The sequence below is a fragment of the Lachnoclostridium sp. An131 genome, from assembly GCF_002160825.1.
Classification (GTDB): domain Bacteria; phylum Bacillota; class Clostridia; order Lachnospirales; family Lachnospiraceae; genus Laedolimicola.
The window spans coordinates 48,493-73,302 of the sequence record NZ_NFLI01000005.1 but is presented as its reverse complement, the minus strand read 5'-3'; the positions used below and the strand labels follow the sequence as shown (position 1 = coordinate 73,302).

The 24,810-nt window shown below is 51.4% G+C and carries 20 protein-coding genes; 19 read left to right on the top strand and 1 reads right to left on the bottom strand.

Annotated elements, in window-relative coordinates; translation table 11 throughout:
• Positions 1-168: 168 nt before the first annotated feature.
• The gene (locus B5E77_RS05320) at positions 169-1,296 is read right to left on the bottom strand and encodes an ROK family transcriptional regulator (protein ID WP_162609652.1); all 1,128 of its coding nucleotides are present in this window, start codon (positions 1,294-1,296) and stop codon (positions 169-171) included.
• 367 nt (positions 1,297-1,663) lie between these two features.
• Between B5E77_RS05320 and B5E77_RS05315 the strand changes: the two genes are divergently transcribed.
• From B5E77_RS05315 to B5E77_RS05225, 19 genes are all read left to right on the top strand, one after another.
• Positions 1,664-2,959 (top strand): C4-dicarboxylate ABC transporter, encoded by a 1,296-nt coding sequence (locus B5E77_RS05315; RefSeq protein WP_143468583.1) that lies wholly within the window; start codon positions 1,664-1,666, stop codon positions 2,957-2,959.
• Positions 2,960-3,119: 160 nt separating this feature from the next.
• Entirely contained in the window at positions 3,120-5,279 is a 2,160-nt protein-coding gene (locus tag B5E77_RS05310) for a hydantoinase/oxoprolinase family protein (protein WP_087164337.1), read from the top strand.
• Positions 5,280-5,816, top strand: a complete 537-nt coding sequence (locus tag B5E77_RS05305) for a hypothetical protein (RefSeq protein WP_087164336.1) — start codon at positions 5,280-5,282, stop codon at positions 5,814-5,816.
• Positions 5,817-5,818: 2 nt separating this feature from the next.
• Positions 5,819-7,183, top strand: coding sequence for an FAD-dependent oxidoreductase (locus tag B5E77_RS05300; protein WP_162609651.1), 1,365 nt, complete (start codon positions 5,819-5,821; stop codon positions 7,181-7,183).
• 13 nt (positions 7,184-7,196) lie between these two features.
• Positions 7,197-8,555 (top strand): FAD-dependent oxidoreductase, encoded by a 1,359-nt coding sequence (locus B5E77_RS05295; RefSeq protein WP_162609650.1) that lies wholly within the window; start codon positions 7,197-7,199, stop codon positions 8,553-8,555.
• A gap of 27 nt (positions 8,556-8,582) precedes the next feature.
• On the top strand, positions 8,583-9,656 hold the full coding sequence (locus B5E77_RS05290) for an alcohol dehydrogenase catalytic domain-containing protein (protein ID WP_087164333.1): 1,074 nt from the start codon (positions 8,583-8,585) through the stop codon (positions 9,654-9,656).
• Positions 9,657-10,145: 489 nt separating this feature from the next.
• Positions 10,146-12,785: a bifunctional acetaldehyde-CoA/alcohol dehydrogenase gene (adhE, locus tag B5E77_RS05285; protein WP_087164332.1), complete on the top strand. Its 2,640-nt coding sequence runs from the start codon at positions 10,146-10,148 to the stop codon at positions 12,783-12,785.
• Positions 12,786-13,076: 291 nt separating this feature from the next.
• Positions 13,077-13,673: a DUF2975 domain-containing protein gene (locus B5E77_RS05280; protein WP_087164331.1), complete on the top strand. Its 597-nt coding sequence runs from the start codon at positions 13,077-13,079 to the stop codon at positions 13,671-13,673.
• 11 nt (positions 13,674-13,684) lie between these two features.
• The gene (locus B5E77_RS05275; RefSeq protein ID WP_087164330.1) at positions 13,685-13,891 is read left to right on the top strand and encodes a helix-turn-helix domain-containing protein; all 207 of its coding nucleotides are present in this window, start codon (positions 13,685-13,687) and stop codon (positions 13,889-13,891) included.
• Between the two features lie 39 nt (positions 13,892-13,930).
• Positions 13,931-14,668 (top strand): LytR/AlgR family response regulator transcription factor, encoded by a 738-nt coding sequence (locus B5E77_RS05270; RefSeq protein WP_087164329.1) that lies wholly within the window; start codon positions 13,931-13,933, stop codon positions 14,666-14,668.
• Positions 14,665-15,960, top strand: coding sequence for a sensor histidine kinase (locus tag B5E77_RS05265; RefSeq protein WP_087164328.1), 1,296 nt, complete (start codon positions 14,665-14,667; stop codon positions 15,958-15,960). The genes B5E77_RS05270 and B5E77_RS05265 overlap by 4 nt, the downstream gene beginning before the upstream one ends.
• A 306-nt stretch (positions 15,961-16,266) precedes the next feature.
• Entirely contained in the window at positions 16,267-17,532 is a 1,266-nt protein-coding gene (locus tag B5E77_RS05260) for a hypothetical protein (protein WP_087164327.1), read from the top strand.
• Between the two features lie 2 nt (positions 17,533-17,534).
• Entirely contained in the window at positions 17,535-18,296 is a 762-nt protein-coding gene (locus tag B5E77_RS05255) for a hypothetical protein (RefSeq protein ID WP_087164326.1), read from the top strand.
• Positions 18,289-19,137 carry a hypothetical protein gene (locus B5E77_RS05250; RefSeq protein WP_087164325.1) on the top strand — a complete coding sequence of 283 codons (849 nt, stop codon included), beginning with the start codon at positions 18,289-18,291 and terminating at the stop codon, positions 19,135-19,137. Before B5E77_RS05255 ends, B5E77_RS05250 begins: the two co-directional genes overlap by 8 nt.
• Positions 19,138-19,144: 7 nt before the next feature.
• Positions 19,145-19,810, top strand: coding sequence for a hypothetical protein (locus B5E77_RS05245; RefSeq protein WP_087164324.1), 666 nt, complete (start codon positions 19,145-19,147; stop codon positions 19,808-19,810).
• The gene (locus B5E77_RS05240; protein WP_087164323.1) at positions 19,798-20,475 is read left to right on the top strand and encodes an ATP-binding cassette domain-containing protein; all 678 of its coding nucleotides are present in this window, start codon (positions 19,798-19,800) and stop codon (positions 20,473-20,475) included. The genes B5E77_RS05245 and B5E77_RS05240 overlap by 13 nt, the downstream gene beginning before the upstream one ends.
• Positions 20,476-20,516: 41 nt before the next feature.
• The gene (locus B5E77_RS05235; protein ID WP_087164322.1) at positions 20,517-20,741 is read left to right on the top strand and encodes a hypothetical protein; all 225 of its coding nucleotides are present in this window, start codon (positions 20,517-20,519) and stop codon (positions 20,739-20,741) included.
• 399 nt (positions 20,742-21,140) lie between these two features.
• Positions 21,141-23,765, top strand: coding sequence for a pyruvate, phosphate dikinase (gene ppdK, locus B5E77_RS05230; RefSeq protein ID WP_087164321.1), 2,625 nt, complete (start codon positions 21,141-21,143; stop codon positions 23,763-23,765).
• A gap of 201 nt (positions 23,766-23,966) precedes the next feature.
• A complete protein-coding gene (locus B5E77_RS05225) occupies positions 23,967-24,758 on the top strand; it encodes a nitroreductase family protein (protein WP_087164449.1) in 792 nt (263 codons plus the stop codon).
• The last annotated feature ends 52 nt before the right edge of the window (positions 24,759-24,810 follow it).

The window sequence follows — 24,810 nt, the reverse complement described above, 5'->3', positions numbered from 1 at the left end:
CTGCCAGGCTTTCTAAAGGAAATAGATTGTTAATAAGCATAAATTGCTGAACGAAAAGACAGCCCCATAGAATTCAGGCTTTTAAAATCCTGGAGTTCTGTGGGGCTGTTTTGCTTTTTAATTGTCTTTCACCTTTTTAGACTGTGTTGCCTTTCTGATGTACCGGCATTACAAAGAATTGGTAAATGCGTCAATAAAATACAGGGCGGCTCCTGCCGCAATCGATTCGTTTTTGTAAGAACAGAGCTTCAGATAATCGGCGTCGCCGGTAAAGGTATTCAGCCGGGCGGCCCGCACGCGGAGATCGTCGATGTAAGCGTCCATATACCCTCCCACATATCCGCCGAGAATTACGTTGCAGTCCAGCAGCATGCGGAGGATATTAACCGTAGAGGCCAGATAATTCAGATAAGTATCCCAGGTTCTGGTAAACAGCGGTTCTCCGTTTTTCAGGCCGGTGAAAAAGGCCTGAAGATTACCGTCTGTCAGGTTGGAAAGATTGGTCGCTGCCAGATAACAGTCCACACAGCCGTATTGTCCGCAGTAGCAGCGCTTCCCTCCGGGAACAAGGGTGACATGGCCGATCTCGCCGCTTCGCTGTCCGTCGCCGCTGTATACAGCGCCGTTGATCACCATGGAACCGCCGATGTTGTTGCTGAGCATCAGGTAGAAGGCATTTTTCATATCCGGATTCATCCATGTCTCGGTGAACGCAGCGGCATTGGCATCGTTGTACAGCTCGATGGGGTATGGAATATACCGCGCAAGCTCTTCCAGGGTAGAAGGGCTTAAATTAATGATCTGGCTGTAAAAAATACTTTTCTTATCAGCGTCTACCAGGGCGGGCAGTCCTACGCCCACCCCCAGAATCTGCTCATCCCTGAAGCCGGCATTTTGAATGAATTCTTTTAGCATTTTCCCCGTATACTGATAATAGCTTTCGGAAGCCTCAAACCGAATCCGGTGGCGTTTGAAGGTAATCAATGTGCCGGTCAAATCGAGAGCGACAAAGGTCAGATGGTTTTGGGTGATGTCGATTCCAAGAGCGACCTTTGCATTGCGCACCAGGGAGTAGGTGACGGCCCGGCGTCCTCCGGTATGGCCCTGGGAACCGGATTTTTCGATGAGGCCTTCTGCCATCAGCTCGTCGATATTCTTGGTGACAGTAGGAAGGCACAGCTGCAGGTCGGCGACAAGGTTCTGTTTTGTAAGCGCCTCGTTTTTCAGAAAATGCCTGTAAATATTGGAACGGTTGATTTTCTTGATTTCTACGTTGATTGGTTTTTTATTGGTCATAATTTGAATTATCCCCATTTTGTTTTTTAAAAGTGATTTAATTAACTATCATTAACATAATATATACCGGCGGATTTTGCAAGATAAATTTCACAATTTCTGGTGAAAATACCTGCAGGCAGGAGACAGTGCCGCAGAGATTTTGCAAAATTTAGATCCGGGATGACAAAAGAAGAAAGTATTAAAAAGAGAAAAAGTAAAAATATGCATATAAAATAGACAGTAAATCAGATAAAACTATAAAAAATTCATAAAAAGCTGTTGACAAAATCGTAAAATCATTCTATACTCTGATTAAACCTGTTTATTAAATTAGATTTAAAAAACTAGAATAAAAAACAGGATTAAAAAACCAGAAGGAGGGTTAATGATGGTAACTGGTATTATTGTTGTTGTTATCTTTGTTGCGGTTGCGGCGCTGATGATTTCGAAAAAGCTGCCAACGGTTCTTGCGCTTCCGCTGATGGCTGTACTGATCGCAGTGGCAGCGGGACTTCCGCTCAAAGGAGACGAAGGAATCCTGACCTATGTGATTCCGCAGGGTGCTTTGAAGCTGGCCAGTACATATGTGGCAATTCTTTTCAGCTGCTGGCTTTCCAGAATCCTGTACCGCACGGGCGTATCGGCAACGATTATCAAGAAGGCTGCAGAGCTCGGAGGAGATAAGCCGCTGGTGGTATCGCTGCTTCTCTGTGCAGCCAGCGTGTTCCTGTTCACGGTACTGTACGGAACAGGTGCCGTAGCCATGGTAGGAGCAATCGTTCTTCCGATTATGCTTTCTGTTGGCGTTCCGCCGATGGTAGCGTGCAACTCATTCCTGGCAGCCATGACGGCAGGCTATATGCTGAATCCGGCGAATATCGCAGCGGTCACCAATATTACCGGCGTTGAGCAGGGCAGCATGTATACGGCAGCGATTATTCTGACAGTACTCAGCTGTATCTTCTGCGTGGGAATCCTTGTATGGGGATTCAAGAAGGAAGGAAAGAAGTACGCGTTTGCAGCGGAGATTCCCGGCAGTGACGGGGAAGAGATTGAGCCGGTGAAAGGAATCAGAGGCTTCCTGGCATGTATGACTCCGTTTGTCGTGGTTCTGGTAATGCTGATTTTCAATCTTGACGCCATTACAGTATTCCTGATTGGAATTATCTGGCTGATGATTATGACAGTGAAGGGCAGCTGGTCCAAGTACTGCAGCATGATCGTGCAGAGCTGCTACGAAGGATTCAAGGAAGGCGCACCTACAGCTTCCCTGATGTTTGGCATCGGTATGCTGATCAATGCCATGACGGCTCCGACGACTCAGGCCGCGATTGAGCCTTTCATGCAGGCGATCACACCGACGACAGCGATCGGTCTGATTCTCTTCGTATGTATCCTGTCCCCGGGCAGCCTGTACCGCGGACCGTTCAACATCCTGGGACTTGGAGCAGGCCTGGCTGCCAGCATGATGGCTGTGGATGCAGTTCCGATTCTGGCCCTGTCCGTAGCATTCTATGCGACCTTAAGATGGCCCACCCAGTCCTGCCCGACCTCTACTCAGGTGGTATGGTGTGCAAACTTTGTGGGATATGAGCCTACGACAGTGGCGATGAAGGTATTCTGGCCCAACTGGATTGTGACGGCTCTGTCCGTAGTGATTCTGGTTCTGATGTATATGTAAGGCAGACGCCGGGTCTGCGGGAAGCAGGCCCGGCACAGAATATTCAGGTAAATGCAGGTAAAGCGGGTCTCATACATCCGTTTTACTTTTCGGAACCGCGGCGCTGGTATTACAGCAGGCCTGCTGTGGTTTTAAACAATAAGGTGAGGAGTAAAAGCGTATGAAAGTAAGGATTGGAATCGATGTAGGCGGCACTTTTACGGATGCTGTAGTGATCGACAATGATACCTTTGAACTGATCGGCAGCGCAAAAATTCCGACGACTCATGAGGCGAAGGAAGGTGTAGCTGCAGGCATCATTCAGGTGCTGCACAAAGCGATGGAAGAATGCAATGTGAAGCCGGAGGACGTTGTGTTTATCGCTCACGGTACGACGCAGGCCACAAACGCTCTTCTGGAGGGCGATGTGGCGAAGGTAGGTATCCTGACACTGGGAACCGGAATTCAGGGTGCAAAGTCAAAGGCGGATACAAACATTGGAAATATTGAGCTTGCTCCGGGAAAGTTCCTTTACACAGAAAATGAGTATGTGAATACCGGAAATCCGGATATGCTGGAGGCAAATGCCGGGGAGGCGCTGGACAGGCTGAAGGAAAAGGGCGCCCAGTCCATGGTTGTGACAGAGGCCTTCAGTGTGGATGATCCTGCCAATGAAAATAAGGTAGTTGCTCTGTGCAGCGGGAAGGGATTCCCGGCTACGGCAGGCAATGACGTATCGAAGCTGTACGGGCTGAAGGTCAGGACCAGGACGGCTGTCATCAACGGCAGTATTCTGCCGAAGATGCTGGAAGTGGCGAATATGACGGAGGACTCCATCAAAAACGCACAGATTAAGGCGCCTCTGATGGTAATGCGCTGCGACGGCGGCGTTATGACGGTAGACGAGGTGAGAAGCAGGCCCATTCTTACGATCCTGTCCGGACCGGCGGCAGGAGTGGCCGGAGCCCTGATGTATGAAAAGCTGACAGACGGCATCTTTATGGAAGTAGGCGGAACCAGTACCGATATTTCCTGCGTAAAGGATGGAAATGTGGTAATCAAGTATGCAGAGGTCGGCGGCCACAAGACGTATGTGAACTCTCTGGATGTGCGGACGGTCGGAATCGGCGGCGGAAGCATGATCGAGATTAAAGGCGGAAAAATCGTAAATGTAGGCCCCAGAAGCTCCCATATCGCGAACCTGGCCTATGAGGTGTACACAGACACAGAGGACATGGATGAGCCTGTCCTGAAAGAAGTTCATCCCAAAGAGGGAGATCCTGCATACGCATATGTAGAATGCAAAAACGGGAAAAAGTTTGCATTGACACTGTCCGGAGCGGCAAACATTGCAGGCTATGTACAGAAGGATAATTACGCGTACGGCAATGTGGAGGCGGCAAAGAAGGCATGGAAGCCTCTGGCTGACAACATGGGACTGACGGTAGAGGAGACAGCAAAACAGGCGCTGCATCTTGCGGCCCAGAAAAACGGAAAGGTAGTCGAAAGCTTTATCCGCGATTATGGACTGGACAAGAAGACGCTGACCTTTGTAGGCGGAGGGGGCGGAGCCGCCAGCGTGGTTCCCCATATCGCAGAGGAATTTGGCGTAAACTTTAAGATTGCCCGGAATGCTGCAGTTATTTCTCCTATCGGTGTGGCTCTCGCTATGGTGCGCGATATGGTAGAGAGGACGATCCAGAATCCGACGGAAAAGGATATCCTGGCGCTCCGCTACGAAGCGATTCAGAAGGCTGTAAAATCGGGTGCGAATCCGGATACGGTAGAGGTCCGCATCGAGGTGGATACCCAGCAGAATAAGGTACGTGCCATCGCCATAGGAACCACAGAGCTTCGTGCAAAGGAGCTGGCAGGAAGCGGAAAGACAGACTGTGAGCTTGCGGAAATCGCTGCTAAATCGGTGGGAGCATCTCCCGACGAGATGGAAAAGGCAGCAGATAACGGTCTTATGAAGGCTTTTGTGTACCACACCACGATGAAGACCATGCTGTTCTTCAAGAAGAAGGTTACGATGCTGCGCCTGATAGACAAAGACGGGGTCATCCGGCTCCAGAGGAAGAATGCGGCAGTATTGGAATGTCAGGCTTCCGAATGGCGGGCGAAGGTAAAGCATCTTCTGAATGAATATACAGTCCATGCCGACGGCGGCGCTGAGATTCCAAACATCTATGTTGTTGCCGGAAAGAGAATCATTGATTTTGCCGGCATGCAGAGTGACAGCCAGATTCTGTCCCTTTGCGAGGTGGAGCTCCAGAATGTGCCGGGAGATGAGAAGCTGATCTTGATTTGTACGCGGACTACAGAGAATGAGAGGGGTTAAATGCGCGCATTTCCGTTTCCAGACAGGCTGGAATCCAGGGAGGAACTGAAAAGAGATATTTTGTATCACAGGATTCCGGAGGAGGACAGGGAGGCAATCTGCGATATGGCCTGGGAAAGGGGCAGAAAGGCTGCCTGTGAGATTCTGGAACAGTATCCGGGAATGAAGCTTCCGGAGATTGCCGGAAAAGAAGGCCTGAAGCTTAAGTATGCAGAGGAAGAGAAGGTCAATGCCGCTCTCCGTACCTTTGGAGAATACAGCGTCCGGGAAAACAAAATGATTCTTTACCAGGGATCCATAAAAAAATGGGCGCAGGCCAATGAGCTGCCTTTTGAGGAGGCCCAGGAGCTGGTGAGTGCACATGAGTTTTTTCACTTTCTGGAATGTACCAGGCTTGGCGAGACCTCAAAGCTGTATATGGTTCCCACTCTGCGGATTGGAAGGCTGACTTTGGCCAGCTCGGGAATCCGGGCTCTCTCGGAAATCGGAGCGCACGGCTTTGCCCGTACCTATTTTGAAAAAAGAAAGGAGCAATGACAATGGAACAGATGAAGAAAGATATCGTAGTGATCGGCGGAGGCCCGGGCGGCCTCGCGGCAGCCGTGACAGCGGCGCGGGCAGGAAAGAGTGTTCTTCTGGTGGAGCGCAACGGCTATCTCGGCGGACAGCTGGGAAGCGGCCTGCCGTTTCTGGCTTTCCTGGACTGGAAGAAGCGTCAGGTCATCGGAGGCATCGCCCAGGAATTTGTAGACAGGCTGGCTAAGGTGCAGGGGACCTATGGGCATGCGTATTGTCCCTTCCATCTTTCCACTACATTGATACATCCGTTTTATGCCCGGATCATCGCGTTTCAGATAGTGAAGGAGGCGGGCGTGGAGATTCTGCTTCACAGTGAGCTGACGGATGTCAAGGTGAAGGACGGCAGGATAGAGTCTGTGACCGTCACAGGAAAGGGATTCCATGTAGAGCTGCAGGCAGACGTCTTTATCGACGGAACCGGAGACGGTGATCTGGGGTATATGGCAGGAGCCGAGTGCCACAAGGGACAGGACGATACTCATGTGATGCAGCCGCCTACCCTGATGTTCAATCTGGCAGGAATCAATTTTGAGGAATTCTATGATTTTATTGAGAAGCATCCGGAGGAGCTGCCCTACGGACTGAACATGCAGAATCTGCGGGAAGGCTATGACGCAGACTTTTTCCGGAATAATCCCAGCTTCGTATTCTTTGGCATGCAGAAGCTTTTAAAAAGACTGCGTGAGGAAGGAAAATGCCCGGTGGCCAGAGACACGATTATCTTCATCCGCCAGCCGATTCCCGGGGAAGTCGCGGTCAATACCATCCGTCTGCTGAACTTTGACGGCTCTGATGTGCATGACTTAAGCAGCGGCGAGATGGAAGCGCACCTGCAGATTCCGCTTCTGATTGATATGTTCCGGAACTATGTGCCGGGATTTGAAAACTGCTATCTTACCTCCATCAATTCCTGCATCGGCGTTCGCGAAAGCCGCCGTATCGTGGGTGAGAAGATGCTGGATTATCATGACTGTCTGAAGGGGCTGAAGCCGGATGATACGATTGCGCTGTGCAGCTACTTCCTGGATATTCATAACGGGGCCGGGGAAGATACTACCGGAATCCGGATCGAGGAGCCGTTTGGAATCCCCTATCTGTGCCTGGTTTCAAAGGATATCAGCAACCTGATGATGGCCGGACGCGATATCAGCGTCGATCCTGTCACCTTTGGAGCCACAAGAATTATGAATGTCTGCATGGCAGCAGGCCAGGCGGCAGGAGAAGCAGCTGCGATGGCGGTGTCGGAAGGAAAGCTCCCGAAGGAAGTGGATGTGCAGGAGCTCCGGAAGCATCTGCTGGAGCAGAAGGCAATTTTGGACGTATAAAGAGAGGTGGCTTATGGAACGGTTGGAGAAAGACATCGTAGTGATTGGCGGAGGGCCGGGCGGAATCGCTGCCGCAGTGACAGCGGCACGCGCGGGCGCAGAGGTATTGCTCGTGGAAAGAAACGGCTATCTCGGCGGACAGCTGGGAAGCGGCCTGCCGTTTCTGGCCTTCTGGGATCTGAAAGGCAGACAGGTGATAGGAGGATTTGCTCAGGAGTTTGTGGATCGCCTTCAGGCGGCTGGAGCCTCCTATGGACATGAGTACTGTCCGCATCATCAGTCAACGACCGCCGTGCATCCGTATTACTCCCGCATTCTGTGCTTCGAGATGGTGAAAGAGGCTGGAGTGGATCTGCTTATGCATTGCGAGCTGAGCAGCGCCAGAACAGAGGCTGGGCAGATTCGCTCAGTCGTTGTCTCGGGAAAAGGGCAGAGGATAGAGATCTCTGCGGATATCTTTATCGACGCTACCGGAGACGGTGATTTGGCAGTGCTTGCGGGAGCAGAGACGGAAAAGGGAAACGGACAGGGAGTGATGCAGCCGCCCACGCTGATGTTCAACCTGGGAGGCATCGATTTTGACAAATTCTGTGATTTTATAGAACAGCATCCCGAGGAGCTTCCGTATGATGTGCTGGACAACATAGAAGAGGGCTACAATGCAGAATTTTTCAGAAGGACGAAAGGCTTTATTTTCCTTGGCATGCATCATATGCTGGAGAAGCTGAGAGAGAAGGGTGAGTGTCCGGTAGACAGGGAGACAGTGATTTTTATCCGTCAGCCGATTCCTGGAGAAGCCGCAATAAATACCATCCGCCTGTTGAATTTCGATGGTTCTGATGTCCGTGACCTGAGCAATGGGGAAATGGAAGCCCATCTTCAGATTCCAAAGCTGATGGAAATGTTCCGGAAGCATGTTCCGGGCTTCGAGAACTGTTACCTGGCCTCTGTAAATTCCTCTATCGGCGTGAGGGAAAGCCGCAGAGTAAAGGGAATAAAAATGCTTTCTCATGAGGATGCTGTGGCGGGGAAAAGGCCGGAGGATACGGTAGCGCTCTGTGGATACTTTATCGACATTCACAATGGAGCGGGAGAGGGAACATACCGGGTGTCTATCGAGGAGCCATTTGGAATCCCCTATCTGTGCCTGGTTTCAAAGGATATCAGCAACCTGATGATGGCCGGACGCGATATCAGCGTCGATCCTGTCACCTTTGGAGCCACAAGAATTATGAATGTCTGCATGGCAGCAGGCCAGGCGGCAGGAGAAGCAGCTGCGATGGCAGTGTCGGAAGGAAAGCTCCCGAAGGAAGTGGATGTACAGGAGCTCCGGAAGCATCTGCTGGAGCAGAAGGCAATTTTGGACGTATAAAAAATAAGATTGAGGAGGAGATTGAACATGGAACTGCCCAAAGTAATGAAAGCCCTGGTTGCTTTCAGTAAGGATGAGTACAGGCTGGTGGAGGATTTCCCGGTGCCTGAGTGCGGAGACGACGATATTATTATCAAGACAGAGGCCTGCGGCATCTGTGCAGGAGATCTGAAGTGCATGCACGGCGCGGAGCGCTTCTGGGGAAATGAAAAGGATCCGGCCTGGGTACGGCCGCCCTTTATTCCCGGCCATGAATTCCTGGGACATGTGGTAAAAATGGGAAAGAACGTGAAGGGATATGAGATCGGGGATCGGATTACGGCAGATCAGATCGTGCCCTGCGGAGAATGCAAATTCTGCAAATCCGGACGTTACTGGATGTGTGAACCCCATGCGACCTTCGGTTTCCAGAAGGAGAACAACGGCGGCATGGCAGAGTATGTACGTTATCCGAAGACAGCTGTGCTTCATAAGGTGCCGAAGGATATGCCTCTGGAGACGGCGCTTCTGATTGAGCCCTTCGCCTGCTCAAAGCACTGTGTGGACCGGGCGCAGATCAAGAGTGAAGATGTGGTGGTGATCTCCGGAGCCGGAACCCTTGGTCTGGGTATGATCACGTATGCGAGCCGTCTGAATCCTGAAAAGCTGATTGTCCTTGATATGAAAGACGAGCGGCTGGAAAAGGCAAAGGAGTTCGGCGCGGATCTGGTGATGAATCCGGGGAAGGAGGACGTCGTTGCCAAAGTGAAGGAGCTGACAGGAGGCTATGGCTGCGATATTTACATAGAGGCGACAGGCCATCCGTCAAGCGTGGAGCAGGGACTGCAGATGATTCGCAAGCTGGGACGTTTTGTGGAGTTCAGCGTCTTTGGAAGTCCTGCAACGATAGACTGGAGCATCATTGGTGATGGAAAAGAGCTGGATGTGCTGGGATCTCATCTGTCTCCCTATTGCTTCCCCTATGTCATCGAGCATCTGGCAAATGGCGATCTGAAGGGCGACGGTGTGGTATCGGCAGTTTACAGCCTGGATGACTGGAAGGAAGCCTTTGACAAAGCGACAGGAAAAGACGGAGATTTTAAGGTGGCGTTTAAATTTTAATCAATCATATTATGCAGCTAGGAAGCTGCGAAACATGCCTGCGGGGGCTCGAAGATTGGATGAATCTGATTTTCGGGCCTTTTTTTATTTCTGCGGACATTGGGGCGGGCGGATACAGACCGGATCACTTGCTTGGCTTGCTGCCTGCGCGCCCATTAGGCAACCGCCGGGAGAGTCTAAGGCCTTGTAGTCTTATTCCGGTGTTTTTGGGAATAGGCCCGGAAAGCAGATAAAACTGTAAAATAAAAAGAGAAAATCTGTAAAATTATTTTCTTATTATAAATATAAAAAATGTTCAAAAAATTATAGATAAATTTAAAAATTTTTGCAATATTGCCAATTTACATATAAGAGCATCAATGTTAATATATTAACGAAGATGTTAATTAATTAACAATATTAGGAAGCGCATTGGAAAGTAAAAGGTCAGCTTGTATCCGGACGCGGCAGACAGCAGACCAGAGGTTCAGACAGTTAAGGAGGGTTCGTATGAGCAGACAGGAAGAAAAGATGCAGGCAGCTCAGGCTTCGCAGGAGCAGGCGGCGATGACGGATGTAGAGAAGCTTCAGCAGAAAATCGCACAGATGCGGGAGGCGCAGAGAGCATTTGCGGCGTTTACTCAGGAACAGGTCGACAGAATTTTCTTTGAGGCGGCTATGGCAGCCAATAAGCAGCGGATTCCGCTTGCAAAGATGGCAGTGGAAGAGACTGGCATGGGCGTCGTGGAAGACAAAGTGATCAAGAATCATTATGCGGCTGAGTATATTTACAATTCCTACAAGAATGTAAAGACCTGCGGCGTAATCGAGGAAGATACCTCCTATGGAATCAAGAAAATTGCGGAGCCTATGGGGCTGGTAGGAGCGATCATTCCGACGACGAATCCTACCTCGACTGCCATTTTCAAATGCCTGATTTGCCTGAAGACGCGAAACGCGATCCTCATCAGCCCCCATCCCCGGGCAAAGAAGTGTACGGCAGAGGCGGCGCGCATCGTGCGTGAAGCGGCGGAGGCGGCAGGAGCGCCCAAGGGACTGATTGACTGTATTGAGAATCCGACTCTGGAGCTGTCCAACGAGCTGATGCGTTCTGCGGATGTGATTCTGGCGACTGGGGGTCCCGGAATGGTGAAGGCAGCCTATTCCTCCGGGAAACCGGCCATTGGCGTGGGCCCGGGAAATACGCCTGTTATCATGGACAGCAGCTGTGATATTCAGCTGGCAGTGTATTCTGTGATTCACTCCAAGACCTTTGACAACGGTATGATATGCGCTTCTGAACAATCTGTGACGGCGATAGAGGATATTTATGATAAGGTGCGCGCGGAGTTCGAAAAGCGCGGCTGCCACATTCTGAATGAGGAAGAGATGGCGAAGATGCGCGCGATTATTTTGACAGAGGCCGGTACGGTCAACCCGAAAATCGTGGGCCAGCCTGCACACAAAATCGCAGAGATCGCAGGCTTTGAAGTGCCGAAGGATACCAAGATTCTGATTGGCGAGGTGACTTCCGTGGATAGTTCCGAGCCCTTCGCCCATGAAAAGCTTTCTCCGGTGCTGGCGCTTTACAAGGCGAAGGATTTTGAGACAGCTCTTGAAATGTCTGAGCGGCTGATTGAGGACGGCGGCTACGGGCACACCTCCTCTCTCTACATCCATCCCTCCGAGACGGAGAAGATGGCGCAGCATGCGGCCAGAATGAAGACCTGCCGCATTCTTATAAATACGCCCTCCTCCCAGGGCGGAATCGGAGACCTGTACAATTTCAAGCTGGCGCCCTCCCTGACGCTGGGCTGCGGCTCCTACGGCGGAAACTCCGTATCCGAAAATGTAAACGTAAAGCATTTGCTCAACATTAAGACTGTTGCGGAAAGGAGAGAGAACATGCTCTGGTTCAGAACGCCTCAGAAGGTATACTTTAAGAAGGGCTGCCTGCCGGTGGCGCTGGATGAGCTGAAGACCTATTATCATAAGAAGAAAGCCTTCATCGTAACCGACAGCTTCCTTTACAGCAGCGGACACACAAAGCCGATCACCGACAAGCTGGATGAAATGGGCATTACCTACGCCTGCTTCTATGAGGTGGCTCCCGATCCGACGCTGCAGTGTGCACAGAAGGGAGTAGAACAGATCAAGGCGTTTCAGCCGGATGTAATGATTGCTTTGGGCGGCGGCTCCGCGATGGATGCAGGAAAAATCATGTGGCTTATGTATGAGCATCCGGAGTGCAGGTTTGAGGATTTGGCCATGGATTTTATGGATATCCGCAAAAGAGTTTACATGTTCCCGAAGATGGGAGAAAAGGCCATGTTTGTGGCGATTCCGACCTCCTCCGGTACGGGCTCTGAGGTGACGCCTTTTGCGATTATCACGGATGCGGAGACGGGAACCAAGTGGCCCATTGCAGATTATGAGCTGATGCCGAATATGGCGATTATAGATACGGATTACATGATGACCCAGCCCAAAGGGCTGACCAGCGCTTCCGGCATCGACGCGCTGACCCACGCTCTCGAGGCTTACGTCTCTATCATGGCTACGGATTTTTCCGATGGAATGGCACTGAAGGCGGTTAAAAATATCTTTGAGTATCTGCCCCGCTGCTATGACAACGGTCCGAACGATCCGGAGGCCAGAGAGAAGATGGCGAATGCTTCCACAATGGCAGGCATGGCCTTTGCCAATGCCTTTCTGGGCGTGTGCCATTCCATGGCGCACAAGCTGGGCGCCTACCACCATCTGCCCCACGGCGTTGCAAATGCCCTGCTGATTGAGCTTGTCATGCGCTACAACGCAGATCCGGCGCCTGTGAAGATGGGAACCTTCTCCCAGTACCCGTATCCACATGCAAAGGAACGCTACTGCGAGATGGCCAGATTCATCGGCATCACCGGAAAGGATGATGATGCGGTATTCGAGAATTTCATCCGGGCCATTGCCGATCTGAAAGAGAAGGTAGGAATCAAGAGAACGATTCGGGACTACGGTATTCAGAAAGAGGATTTCCTGGCGACTCTGGATGAGATGGTGGAGAATGCCTTTAATGACCAGTGCACCGGAGCAAATCCGAGGTATCCGCTGATGTCCGAGATAAAGGAGCTTTATCTGAAGGCTTATTACGGAGAATAAGCAGCTTCGGGAGGCAAGATAGGATATAATGAGGCAGGTCTTTTCCGTGCTTTGCAGGACGCGGGGGAGGCCTGCTTTTTCTGAATCTTTCTGGGTCTTTGCAAACGACAATTTATATTCGTTTAATATTAAAAAATTGATGATAAACATTAAAAATTGATTGACAAGACACTGCACACAGGCGATAATGAAAATATAAAATCAGGTGTGCATCAATAATCAATAGGAAACAGTCCACAGGAAATATGGAAAGGGAGAACAGAACAACAGGTGCAGAAGGAGGGGGAGACGATGGAAAAAATGAAGAAATTTGCGGGAGAGCTTGCGCAGCTTGCCAAAATTGGGGAGATAATCTGGTTTGGCGGGGGATGCCTGGTGGTTCTTGCGGCGCTGAATGTCTGCTTTTTTGAACCGAATATATTAAGCGGGGAGCCTGTTACGCTTTCCCTGGGAAGCGTAAAGGTAGACATCTGGGGAGCTGATTTTCTGCCGCCCGGCTTATCCAAGGTAAACTTGCTTGTCAGAGCGCTTATGTTTTGCGTGCTTTGTTTTCTGGTAATATACGCCGCGAAAATTGCAAGAAAAATCCTGCTTCCGATGAAGGAAGGGCTGCCCTTTGACGAGAGCGTATATAAGAATTTCAGAAAGCTGGGTTTTTTTACTCTGATCGGAGGAGGGCTGATTTCGGCTGGCCGGGTGCTGATAGATACCATGTCCTACCGGGCTTATGAGGTGCAGAATCTGTTTATCAGTGATAAGATTATAGAGTGCAGGCTGGAGCCCCGGATAGATTTGGGATTTATACTGATAGCTCTTGTATTTTTCCTGATGTCTTATATATTCCGGTACGGCGCAGAGCTTCAGAAGCAGTCCGACGAAACCCTGTAAGGAGGAAAAAGATGCCTATTGTCCTTCGACTGGATCGGGTGATGGCCGATCGAAAAATGTCTTTGAATGAATTATCAGAAAAGGTCGGCGTCGCCAACGTGAATCTGTCAAAGCTGAAAAACGGACATGTCAGTGCAATCCGTTTTTCCACGCTGGAGGCGATCTGCGACGTTCTGGACTGCCAGCCCGGAGATATCCTGGAATACAGGCGGGAATAAGCTGCCAGTCTGTCCAATTATGATGAGGGGATTATAAACATGTACAGAATCGGAATCTGCGACGATGACAGAATTCTCTGCTCTGAGCTGGAAGAGCAGATTTGTCATATCTCAGGAGAAATGGATGTAAAGGCTGAGACGGAGGTCTGGGAGTCGGGGGAGAGCCTGAGAAAGGATCTGGAGAAGGGCTTCCGGCTCGACCTGCTTTTTCTGGATATCGAGCTGGTACAGGCAAACGGTGTCGATGTGGGGAGATTTATCAGGAACGAGCTGAACGATATGGAGATGCATATCGTCTATATCTCATCGAAACAGAATTATGCGATGCAGCTTTTTAAAATTCAGCCGCTGGATTTTCTGATAAAGCCGGTATCGGAGGACCAGTTAAGAGAGGTGCTGTCCCGGAGCATCCGTCAGAGGAGAGACAGCGGTGATTATTTTGAATACCAGAAGGGCGGCTCGCACCGGAGGATTCCTTTGAAAGAGATTGTCTATTTTATGAGCATGGATAAGAAGATTCGCGTTGTGACGAAAAACGGGCCGGAAGAGTTCTATGGGAAGCTGAAGGAGGCGGTAAAAGGCCTGCCCGGGTATTTTATGACGATCCATCAATCTTATGTGGTAAATCAGGATTTTATTGCGGAATATACGTATGAAACAGTGAAATTGACGGATGGAGAGGAGCTGAGTATCAGCAGACCTTACCGGAAGGAAGTGCGGGAAAGAATCAGGGAACGCGAGAAACGCCGTCGCGCGGCAGACTGGAGGAAGGAATGATATATCCGGAGATTGATCAGGGCGTTCTGGCAGAATTTATTGTCAATATTCTGCGGGTGTCCATGATAAAACAGGCCGCAGAGCTTTTTCTGACCAGAAGGGAACAGAGAAAAAGAGTGTTTCAGGCTGTCCTTGCGGTTTATTATCTGGCGTCCTCTGCCGCGTACTGCCTGTGGAGGATTTCAGCCGCCTATGAATTGCTGAACCTTGCGGGAATCCTCGTACTGGCGGGTTTTTATGAGGATGGCTGGAAAAAGAAGATCTGGGCGGCGTCCGTACTGTTCTGTCTGGATATGTGCTGCCTGTTTACTGCGTTTTTTATCTTTGGAGAGGACGCGTTATACGGATTCTACATGGGAACGGCTGCGGGAGTGCTCCTGTTTCTTGCCTGCGTTTTCATACTGCAGCATATTCTTGATGAGGAAGAGCTGAAAGAAGCGGAACTGGGCGGGAAACAGGCCCTGGCGCTGACGGCGGTTCCGGCTGCCGGAGTTGTCCTGCTGTCTGCCGCGATGGGCATGGGAAAGGCGCAGGACATGCGGGGAGGGCTTATCTGCGCCTGCGTTCTGATTGTGAATCTGAGCGTCCTCTACCTGTACCATGGACTGCAAAAAAACGCCCGGCATCTGCGGGAGCGGGACAGCTACCGACAGCAGACAAGACTGTATCAGAATCAGCTGGAGGTCATTATGGAGTCCCAGGGCCGCATCCGGGCGCTCCGGCACGATATGAAAAATCATCTTCTTGCCCTGCAGGCCATAGCCGGGAAGGGAGACAGCAGGGAGCTTCAGGAATATCTCCACGGGATGCAGGATTTTATGGTGAATCCATCGGAATATGTGATGACTGGAAACGAGCAGGTAGACAGTCTTTTAAATTATAAAATAGGAAAGGCGGCGGAACGGCTTTCTTCTGTGAAAACGGATATCCGGATTCCGGAGGAGCTGCATCTGAATTCCTTTGATTTGAATGTGATTCTGGGGAATCTGCTGGACAATGCTGTGGAGTCGGCCATCCAGACAGAAGAAAAAAAGCTGGAAATTCGGATGCGCGCAGAGAAAGGGCTGCTGTTTTTGAATATCCGCAACAGCTGTCCGGAAAAGCAGGCGGAGAAAAAAGGAAGCTCCCGGGCATTTGCTGCATTTCCTACCACGAAGGCCGACCGGGAAAATCATGGAATCGGGCTGAAAAATGTGCAGGCCATCGTAGAAAAATATCATGGGGATATGGAGCTTACATGTGAGAATGGGTGGTTTGAAGCGGATCTCATGCTGTATCTGAAGGAGCTGTAGTGCTGGTATATAGGGAAACGGATTTGTCCCTTGTACACTGACGCTGAAGACAGCCGGGAAACCTGTACGGGGTACAGAGGTTTCCCGGCTGTCTTCGCGTTACTATTCACAGCCACCCCGCCCACATGCGCACTCGTCTCCTGCAAATTTCGGTATTTTTACAGGCGAATTTCGGCAGGCTGCGGTCAGACAGGCTGGAATAAGGTATACTGTAAATGTCCAGGGGAGAGGCCTGGAAGAGTTCCCTGTCCGGAAGACAGGCGTTTTCCGGGCTTTGGGAAAGCTTTACCTAAGGAGGAGGCAGGTATGAGGAAGAAGATCCTAAAGACAACAGCAGCGGCGGTCCTTTTGGCGCTTACTATGTGCAGCTGCCAGAAGGCCCCGGAGGCTTCGGCAGATGAGGAAATTCTGCATGCAAAGGATTCGCTTGAGGACGAGATTGCAGGCATTGTGGAAGCAGACGGCGGGGAGACGGGAGGAGAATATACAGAGGAAGAAGGGACAGGCGGAGCCGGAACGGCTGGGGGACCGGAGCCGGGAAACGGCGATCTGGGTATGGAATTGTTTGGCGGACAGGATGCGATTGATTGTCTTATTGGTACGGAAGAAAACGGAATTCGGATTCAGGATCCTGTCGTGCAGGCTCCCGAAGGTGTGTACCATATGGTTCTGGGAGAGAACACTTCCATGGATAAGGAGCTTTTGAAAGCATTCCTGGACAGTGATTCCGGAGAAATTCAGGATCTGTCAGAGCAGGAGGCACAGGAGCTGGCACAGGAGAGGAATGAGGATCCGGAGGCGTGGGTGGATATGCCTATGTTTGGCACAGGCCCGCTCTATGTTCTGACGGATGGGACGAAGAGGGCAAGCTTTGACAGAGGAACCTATGCATACTATAAGGATCAGGCTTTACGTGACAGATGCGCGGCCATTTTCCAGCTTGAAAACGAGACGAGGTTTGGGGAGAATGAACTGGCGGATGCGGCGGCAGGCAGCGCAGGCTTTTCCATTCAGGATGCAGTAAGCATGCTTTTAGAGAAGCTTGGAACGCTTCAGGTCACAGAAATCCACGTTTCGGAAGTGTACATGTATGAAAGCGGTGATTTCATGTTTTATGAAATCTATTATATGCCATCCTGGGAGGGAATGGGTACGGTTCACGACTTCGGTTCGGTAAGCTTTGGGGAACATTTTCCCTTCTGTCAGGCATGGGTGTGCAGCGAGGGGGTTGCAGAGGTGTTTCTGGACACCAGTGCAGCAGAGGTGATTCAAAAGGAACGCTGTGAAGGTGTGCTGACCTGGGAACAGGTGACACAGCTTCTGGAGACGTATCTGGCAGATGGGAGGATACATGGAAGCAGTAAAGCGGCTCTGACAGATGTGGAGCTTGCCTATTATCCGTTTTTGAGCGAGGACGAAAAGGAGCTGGAGCTGGTTCCTGTCTGGCAGCTGCAGGTTCCGCTTGCTGTACACATAGAGGACAGTACGATGTCAGAGGAATTTGGAACAAAGGGAGCGGCCTGGAATATCTGCATTGACGCAGTGACCGGAGAGCTTTTGCGGGTGAGATAGGAATGAAGAGCTTTTGGAGACAGGATTTAAGAAGGGGCTTTCTGAACGCAGGCTTTTTCGCGGGGCTTCTGGCGGTGACCTGGATTCTGGTGAACGGGTCCTTCCAGTCACCTCTTAATAGAAGCAGGAGCAGCTATCAGATTATCGCAGATATCTTTGCGGCTTCGGGCTTTGGCCCCTTCGCGGCAATTTTCCCGGGACTGGCTTACGCGTCTGTCTTCTGTGAGGAATATACGAGCGGATATCTGAAGATGATTCTTTCCAGGATGTCCTGGAAAAAATTCGGACTGATCCGTATGCTGTCGGCAGCACTGTCGGGAGGCCTGATGCTGGCGCTTCCGATTGCGGCTGCCTGCGGTATTGCGTTTACCTGCGGCATTCCCGGAATACCGTCCGGAAGCGACAGGGGGCTGCTGGATGGAACAGTCGTGTATTATTATATAGAGCATTATGGGGACTGGTACATCTTCGCGGGGAAGGTACTGCTGGGCTTTCTGTTCGGCTGTATGTGGGCTCTGGCCGGGCTGGCCTTTGCGGTGTGGATGCCCAATAAATATGTGGCTCTGATAGGCCCCTTTGTGCTGTATGAGGCTATGTGGCTGAGTCTGGGAACGGGCAGGCTTATGGTGCTGAATCCTATTTACATGTGGCGCGGAGAGGATCTGAACAGCTATCCCCTGTCGGCCTTGATGGAGTGTATCTACATCCTGCTGGCTGCAGCTGCGGTCATGCTGGGACTGAAAAGGAGGTGCCGGAATGGGTAAGCTGGGGCGGCAGGTGCTTGGCATCACGGGGAATATGCTCCGGCAGGAGCGGGGAGAGAAAAGAGTCGTGATGGGCTTCCTTCTGGGAATCGCTCTGATAGGCTGGCGGCTGCAGCTTTTTCTGAAATACGCCGCAGGTATGGGAGAGCCGGTAAATGTACTGGAAGCCTTTGTAGTAGTGGCTCATTTATATAAGAATATGCTGTTTCTGCCTCTGGGATGGCTTCTGCTCGTGGCGGATGCTCCCTTTGTAAAGGGAAATGCGTATCTCGTCCTTCACCGGTGCGGGCGCAAGGTCTGGAATCTGGGCATGCTGCTCTATATCGCAGTGCAGGCCTTCCTTTACGCAGCGTGCCTGGCACTGGTCTCGGTGCTTGCAAGCTCGCCTCTGGGATTCGCGGGAAATATGTGGAGCAGTCCGGTCTATGATCTGGCGATGGGGTGGGCGGAGAGTGCGGCGATGGAGGCAGGAATCGATTTTTCGTGGCCGAATATTCTGGAAGCCATGCATGTTCCGGAGGCATTTTTCCTCACTCTCCTTTTTCTGTGGCTGTATCTGATGATGCTTGGGATGCTGCTTTATGTATGCACACTGCTTATGAAGGAAATATTTGCAATTCTGGCCGCATTTGGAGTACAGATAGGCGGATTTCTGCTGCAGGAGGGGATGAGCCCCCAGTTTTCCCTTTTGTCGAAATCCGTACTGGGATATTCCGTAGACGGGAATGGGGGAGAATGGAAAACCGCGCTCCTGTTTGTGGGAATTCTGCTGATTCTGACAGGGATTTCCCTGTGCTTTATCGGACGTGTGGATTTTCAGTTGAAGACAGAGGAGGAGTAGATAGTAGATGGGAAGAGAACTGTTTTTTCTGTTTTTCGCAGGAATTCCCGCAGAGGATACCGGAGGCTTCCCGCTGTATCCCCTGGGACGCTGGCTTTTTCCGCTGGGTATCTGCCTTCTGGCAGTCGGGTTCCGCATGGAGAGAAGCAGGGCCAGCCGTCTCTTTGCAGCGATTCGCTATGGGAAAAGAGGAAAATGGTGGACGGCTCATTTCTGCAGGCATTTGCTGTACGGCGTTCTGACTGGGGCGGCGCTTCTGGCGTCCGGTCTTCTGGTTCAGCTGCTGCTGACCGGGACACAGCCGGACAGACAGGGCATGGAAGCGATGGCGGCAGTCTGCATACTATGGATAGTCCACATGATGACGCTTCTGGCATTGTTTTTCTTCATGGAGCTGTTTATGAAAACGGCAGAACAAAGAAATCTGATTCCCCCGGCTCTGCTGCTTTTGGAGGGGATGAGCTTCCTGTATGGACATTACCACAGGGAGGCCGCCCGCTTTCTGTTTGGAAGCTGGGGGATGTATACGCAGAGCAGCCTGTGTGATGGAGCTGGATACCGGATTGTGCCGGTTCTGGCCGCGGAAGCGGCCTGTATCGCGGGCTGCTGCCTGCTGGGATATGGCTTTTTGGCGGGAAGAGAGAAGGAGACCGATTATTTATGGCAAGTGTGATTAAGGTAGAGCATGTGACGAAAAAGTTTGGCGGTGAAACGGTTCTGGAGGATATCTGCCTCAGGTTCCGTAAGGGAGCGATCTATGGCTTCGTCGGAAGAAACGGTTCCGGCAAGACAGTCCTTTTTAAGGTGATTGCAGGTTTTATCAGACCAACCTCCGGACGGGTGCTGGTGGAAGAAAGGGAGATCGGAAAGGATGTGGATTTCGCTGAAAATATAGGAATTATCATTGAAAATCCCGGCTTTCTGGGCGGGTACAGCGGATACAGGAACCTGGAATACCTGGCGGGAATCCGAAAGAAGATCGGGAAAAAGGAGATAATGGAAAGCATGAAGCGGGTGGGGCTTGATCCGCAGAACCCGAAGAAGGTGAGAAAATATTCTCTGGGAATGCGCCAGCGGCTTGGAATCGCCCAGGCCATCATGGAAAATCCCCATATTCTGATCCTGGACGAGCCCATGAACGGCCTGGACCGGCAGGGCGTGGAGGACGTCCGGGAGCTTCTGCTGGGGCTTCGGGTGGAGGGAAAGACGATTCTGCTGGCCAGCCATAGCAGGGAGGATATCGAAATCCTCTGCGACGAGGTGTATGAGATGGAGCACGGAGTGATCCGGAAAAGCATAATGGCGTTAGACAATGCTAATTGCTACGGAACTGAATGACAGAAACTTGACAGAAAACAGCGGTGGGGAGAAACACAGGTATGCTAACTCCGATTACGGAAATGACAGAGCAGGAAATAAGAGAAATCGGCGATGCTTTTGCAGATTATGTCTATGAAGACGGAGAAGAAGGGATGTTCTCCATCTTCGGAAGCAGAGAAAAGGTCAGCCGGTATATCTGTGCCTTTGCGCGGGCGGTCGGAAAATATTTATGGCAGTTTTCCGGAAGAGAATGCAGAAAAAGCCGGAAGTTAGTTAAAAAATAAACAAAAAGTAACCGGCATTACGGTGGTTTTTTACAACAAATTTACCAAAGAAGCCTTGACAAATATTACAAATATGCTACACTAGAAATGTGCGCAGGGTTTGGTCGTTGACCACATATCCGGCGCATATTTTACGTTCAGGCATGAGCCCTGCAGAAGCCGCAGAAGACGGCAGGAGCGCACTCGTGCGCGAGGGACGGCTGAAGCGGATTCTATAGGGCGAAGCCCGCGAGCGAGACGGAACAGAGTGGAGTCGAGCTGCAGGGCTCATGCCTGAAAAAAGCAGAGCCCTGCAGAAGCCGCAGAAGGCGGCAGGAGCGCACTTGTGCGCGAGGGACGGCCCTGCAGGACGTAAGAGCGCCGGGGAGAGAGAAACTATTTAACAGGAGGAACATTGCAATGGCGAAATGGGTGTATTTGTTTAAGGAAGGAAACGCTGGCATGCGCAACCTTCTCGGAGGCAAGGGAGCGAATCTGGCCGAGATGACAGGCCTGGGACTTCCGGTGCCGCAGGGGTTCACAGTGACGACAGAGGCGTGTACCCAGTATTATGAGGACGGAAGACAGATTAACGATGAGATCATGGGCCAGATTATGGAGGCCATGGCAAAACTGGAAGAGATGACAGGAAAGAAGTTCGGAGATAAGGAAAATCCGCTTCTGGTTTCTGTACGTTCCGGCGCGAGAGCATCCATGCCCGGTATGATGGATACCATCCTGAATCTTGGACTGAATGAGGAAGTAGTGGAGACCCTGGCAGAAGCATCCGGCAATCCCCGCTGGGCCTGGGACTGCTACCGCAGATTTATCCAGATGTATTCCGACGTGGTGATGGAAGTCGGAAAGAAATATTTTGAAGAACTGATTGACAAGATGAAAGCGGAAAAGGGCGTGAAGCAGGACGTCGAGCTGACCGCAGAGGATCTGAAGGAGCTGGCAGGCCAGTTCAAGGCTGAGTACAAGGCAAAGATCGGCTCTGATTTCCCGTCTGACGCAAAAGAGCAGCTGGTAGGCGCTGTGAAGGCCGTATTCCGTTCCTGGGACAACCCCAGAGCGAACGTATACCGTCGTGACAATGATATCCCCTATTCCTGGGGAACCGCTGTCAACGTACAGATGATGGCATTTGGAAACATGGGCGACGACTGTGGTACCGGCGTGGCATTTACCCGTGACCCGGCTACAGGTGAGAAGGGACTGTTCGGCGAATTCCTTACAAATGCGCAGGGCGAGGACGTGGTTGCAGGCGTCCGGACTCCGATGCACATTTCCGAGATGGAAGAGAAATTCCCGGAGGCATTCAAGCAATTTAAGGAAGTATGTGATATTCTGGAGAAGCACTACAGAGACATGCAGGACATGGAGTTTACCGTAGAGCATGGAAAGCTGTATATGCTTCAGACACGTAACGGAAAGAGAACCGCTCAGGCGGCTCTGAAGATTGCCTGCGATCTGGTAGATGAGGGCATGAGAACCGAGGAAGAGGCAGTGGCGATGATCGATCCCCGTAACCTGGACACGCTTCTTCATCCCCAGTTTGACGCAGCCGCTCTGAAGGCAGCCACGCCTATGGGCAAGGGTCTTGGAGCTTCTCCGGGAGCTGCCTGCGGCAAGATTGTATTTACGGCAGACGATGCGGTAGCATGGGCAGAGAGAGGCGAAAAGGTAGTTCTGGTACGTCTTGAGACCTCTCCGGAAGATATCACGGGCATGAAGTCCGCTCAGGGTATTCTGACTGTCCGCGGAGGAATGACTTCCCACGCAGCTGTAGTTGCCCGCGGTATGGGTGAGTGCTGCGTATCCGGATGCGGCGATATTGTCATGGATGAGGCAAATAAGAAATTCACTCTCGGCGGCAAGGAATTCCACGAAGGAGATCCCATTTCCATCGACGGTACTACAGGAAATATCTATGACGGAATTATTCCGACGGTAGACGCTACGATTGCAGGCGAATTTGGACGTATTATGAGCTGGGCGGACAAGTTCAGAACCATGAAGGTCCGCACAAACGCAGATACGCCGGCTGACGCAAAGAAAGCGGTAGAGCTGGGAGCAGAAGGAATCGGACTGTGCCGTACAGAGCACATGTTCTTCGGCGAGGGAAGAATCGACGCGTTCCGTGAGATGATCTGCGCGGAGACAGAGGAAGAGAGAGAAAAAGCCCTGGAGAAGGTTCTTCCTTATCAGCAGGGAGACTTCGAAGAGCTGTATGAGGCTCTGGAAGGAAATCCGGTTACCATCCGTTTCCTGGACCCGCCTCTTCATGAGTTCGTTCCCACAGAGGAAGAGGATATCAGGAAGCTGGCGGAAGCTCAGGGCAAGACAGTGGAGCATATCAAGGCGATTATTGACAGCCTCCATGAGTTCAACCCGATGATGGGACACCGCGGCTGCCGTCTGTCTGTGACCTATCCCGAGATTGCAAAGATGCAGACAAAGGCTGTCATCCGCGCGGCTATCAAGGTGAAAAAGGCTCATCCGGACTGGAATCTTGTGCCGGAGATCATGATCCCGCTGGTGGGAGATGTGAAGGAGCTGAAATATGTAAAGAAATTTGTGGTTGAGACTGCGGACGCTGAGATTGCGGCGGCAGACAGCGATCTGAAGTATGAAGTAGGTACGATGATCGAGATCCCGAGAGCCGCTCTTATGGCGGACGAGCTTGCCGGGGAAGCGGACTTCTTCTGCTTCGGTACCAACGACCTGACCCAGATGACGTATGGCTTCTCCCGTGACGACGCAGGCAAGTTCCTGGTTGCTTACTATGAGGCGAAGATCATGGAGAATGACCCGTTTGCGAAGCTGGATCAGAACGGCGTGGGCAAGCTGATGAAGATGGCTGTCGAGGCAGGCAAGGCGGCTAATCCGAAGCTGCACGTGGGAATCTGCGGCGAGCACGGCGGAGATCCCAGCTCTGTAGAGTTCTGCAACTCCATCGGACTGGACTATGTATCCTGCTCACCGTTCCGCGTACCGGTTGCAAGACTGGCAGCAGCGCAGGCAGCTATCGCCAGCAAATAAGAGGTCTGTCATATTTGACCGCTGAGGCTTATATCTAAATGCAGCCCCCCGCACAATGCCTGTCTGGGCAATGTGCGGGGGCTTTCATGTATTCTGTTTTCATAATATAAAAAGTAAAAGCAACCGCGTTTATTATACATTAAGACAACCGTGAGGGGGATTATCTTGCCGGTCTGCCGGAAGGAACAGGAGGAAAAGGATATGGTAACGATTGATCGGGAATTGTGTATCGGGTGCGGAGCCTGTGTGAAGGACTGTCCTGGACACGCCATTGAAATAAAAGAGGAAAAAGCAGAGGCGGTTCGGCCCTGTATTCAGTGCGGGCACTGTGTGGCCATCTGCCCGGTACGGGCTGTGGCGATCCCTGAGTATGATATGGAGGATGTAGAGGAGTATGAGCCGGATACCTTCCGGATTTCGCCGGAAAACTATCTTCACGCAGTGAAATTTCGCAGAAGCATTCGGAATTTCAAAGAGAAGCCTCTGGAGAAGGAGAAGCTGGACAGAATTTTGAGCGCGGGCCGCTATACTGCGACGGCGAAGAATGCACAGGCCTGTACCTTTGTAGTCGTGCAGGAAAGGCTGGAGGAATTTAAAAAGCTTTTCTGGGAAGAGCTTCCGGAGATTCTGGAGAATTTGAAGGAGCATGCGCCTGCCTACGTGAGTCCCTTCCGGTATTTTTACCATCTGTGGAAGAGAAATCCGAAAGATGACACGTTTTTCTTCAATTCGCCCTGCTTTCTGATGATTGCGGCAGAGAATCCTCTGGACGGGGGCCTTGCGGCTGCAAATATGGAAAATCAGGCTGTAGCTGAGGGTGCGGGCGTTCTCTACAGCGGATATCTGGCAGGAGCGCTTTCGGCAAGTCCCAGGCTTCGCGAATGGCTGGGGACAGGAGAAAAAAGGATAGTCTGCTGCATGCTGGCGGGGTATCCGGCCGTATCCTACAGGCGGACAGCGCCAAGGCGGCAGGCAGATGTGATTTGGAAATAGGCCGGTGTATTCCTTTTGGGCTGCAGGGAAAATATCGGAAGGAAAGGCAAGA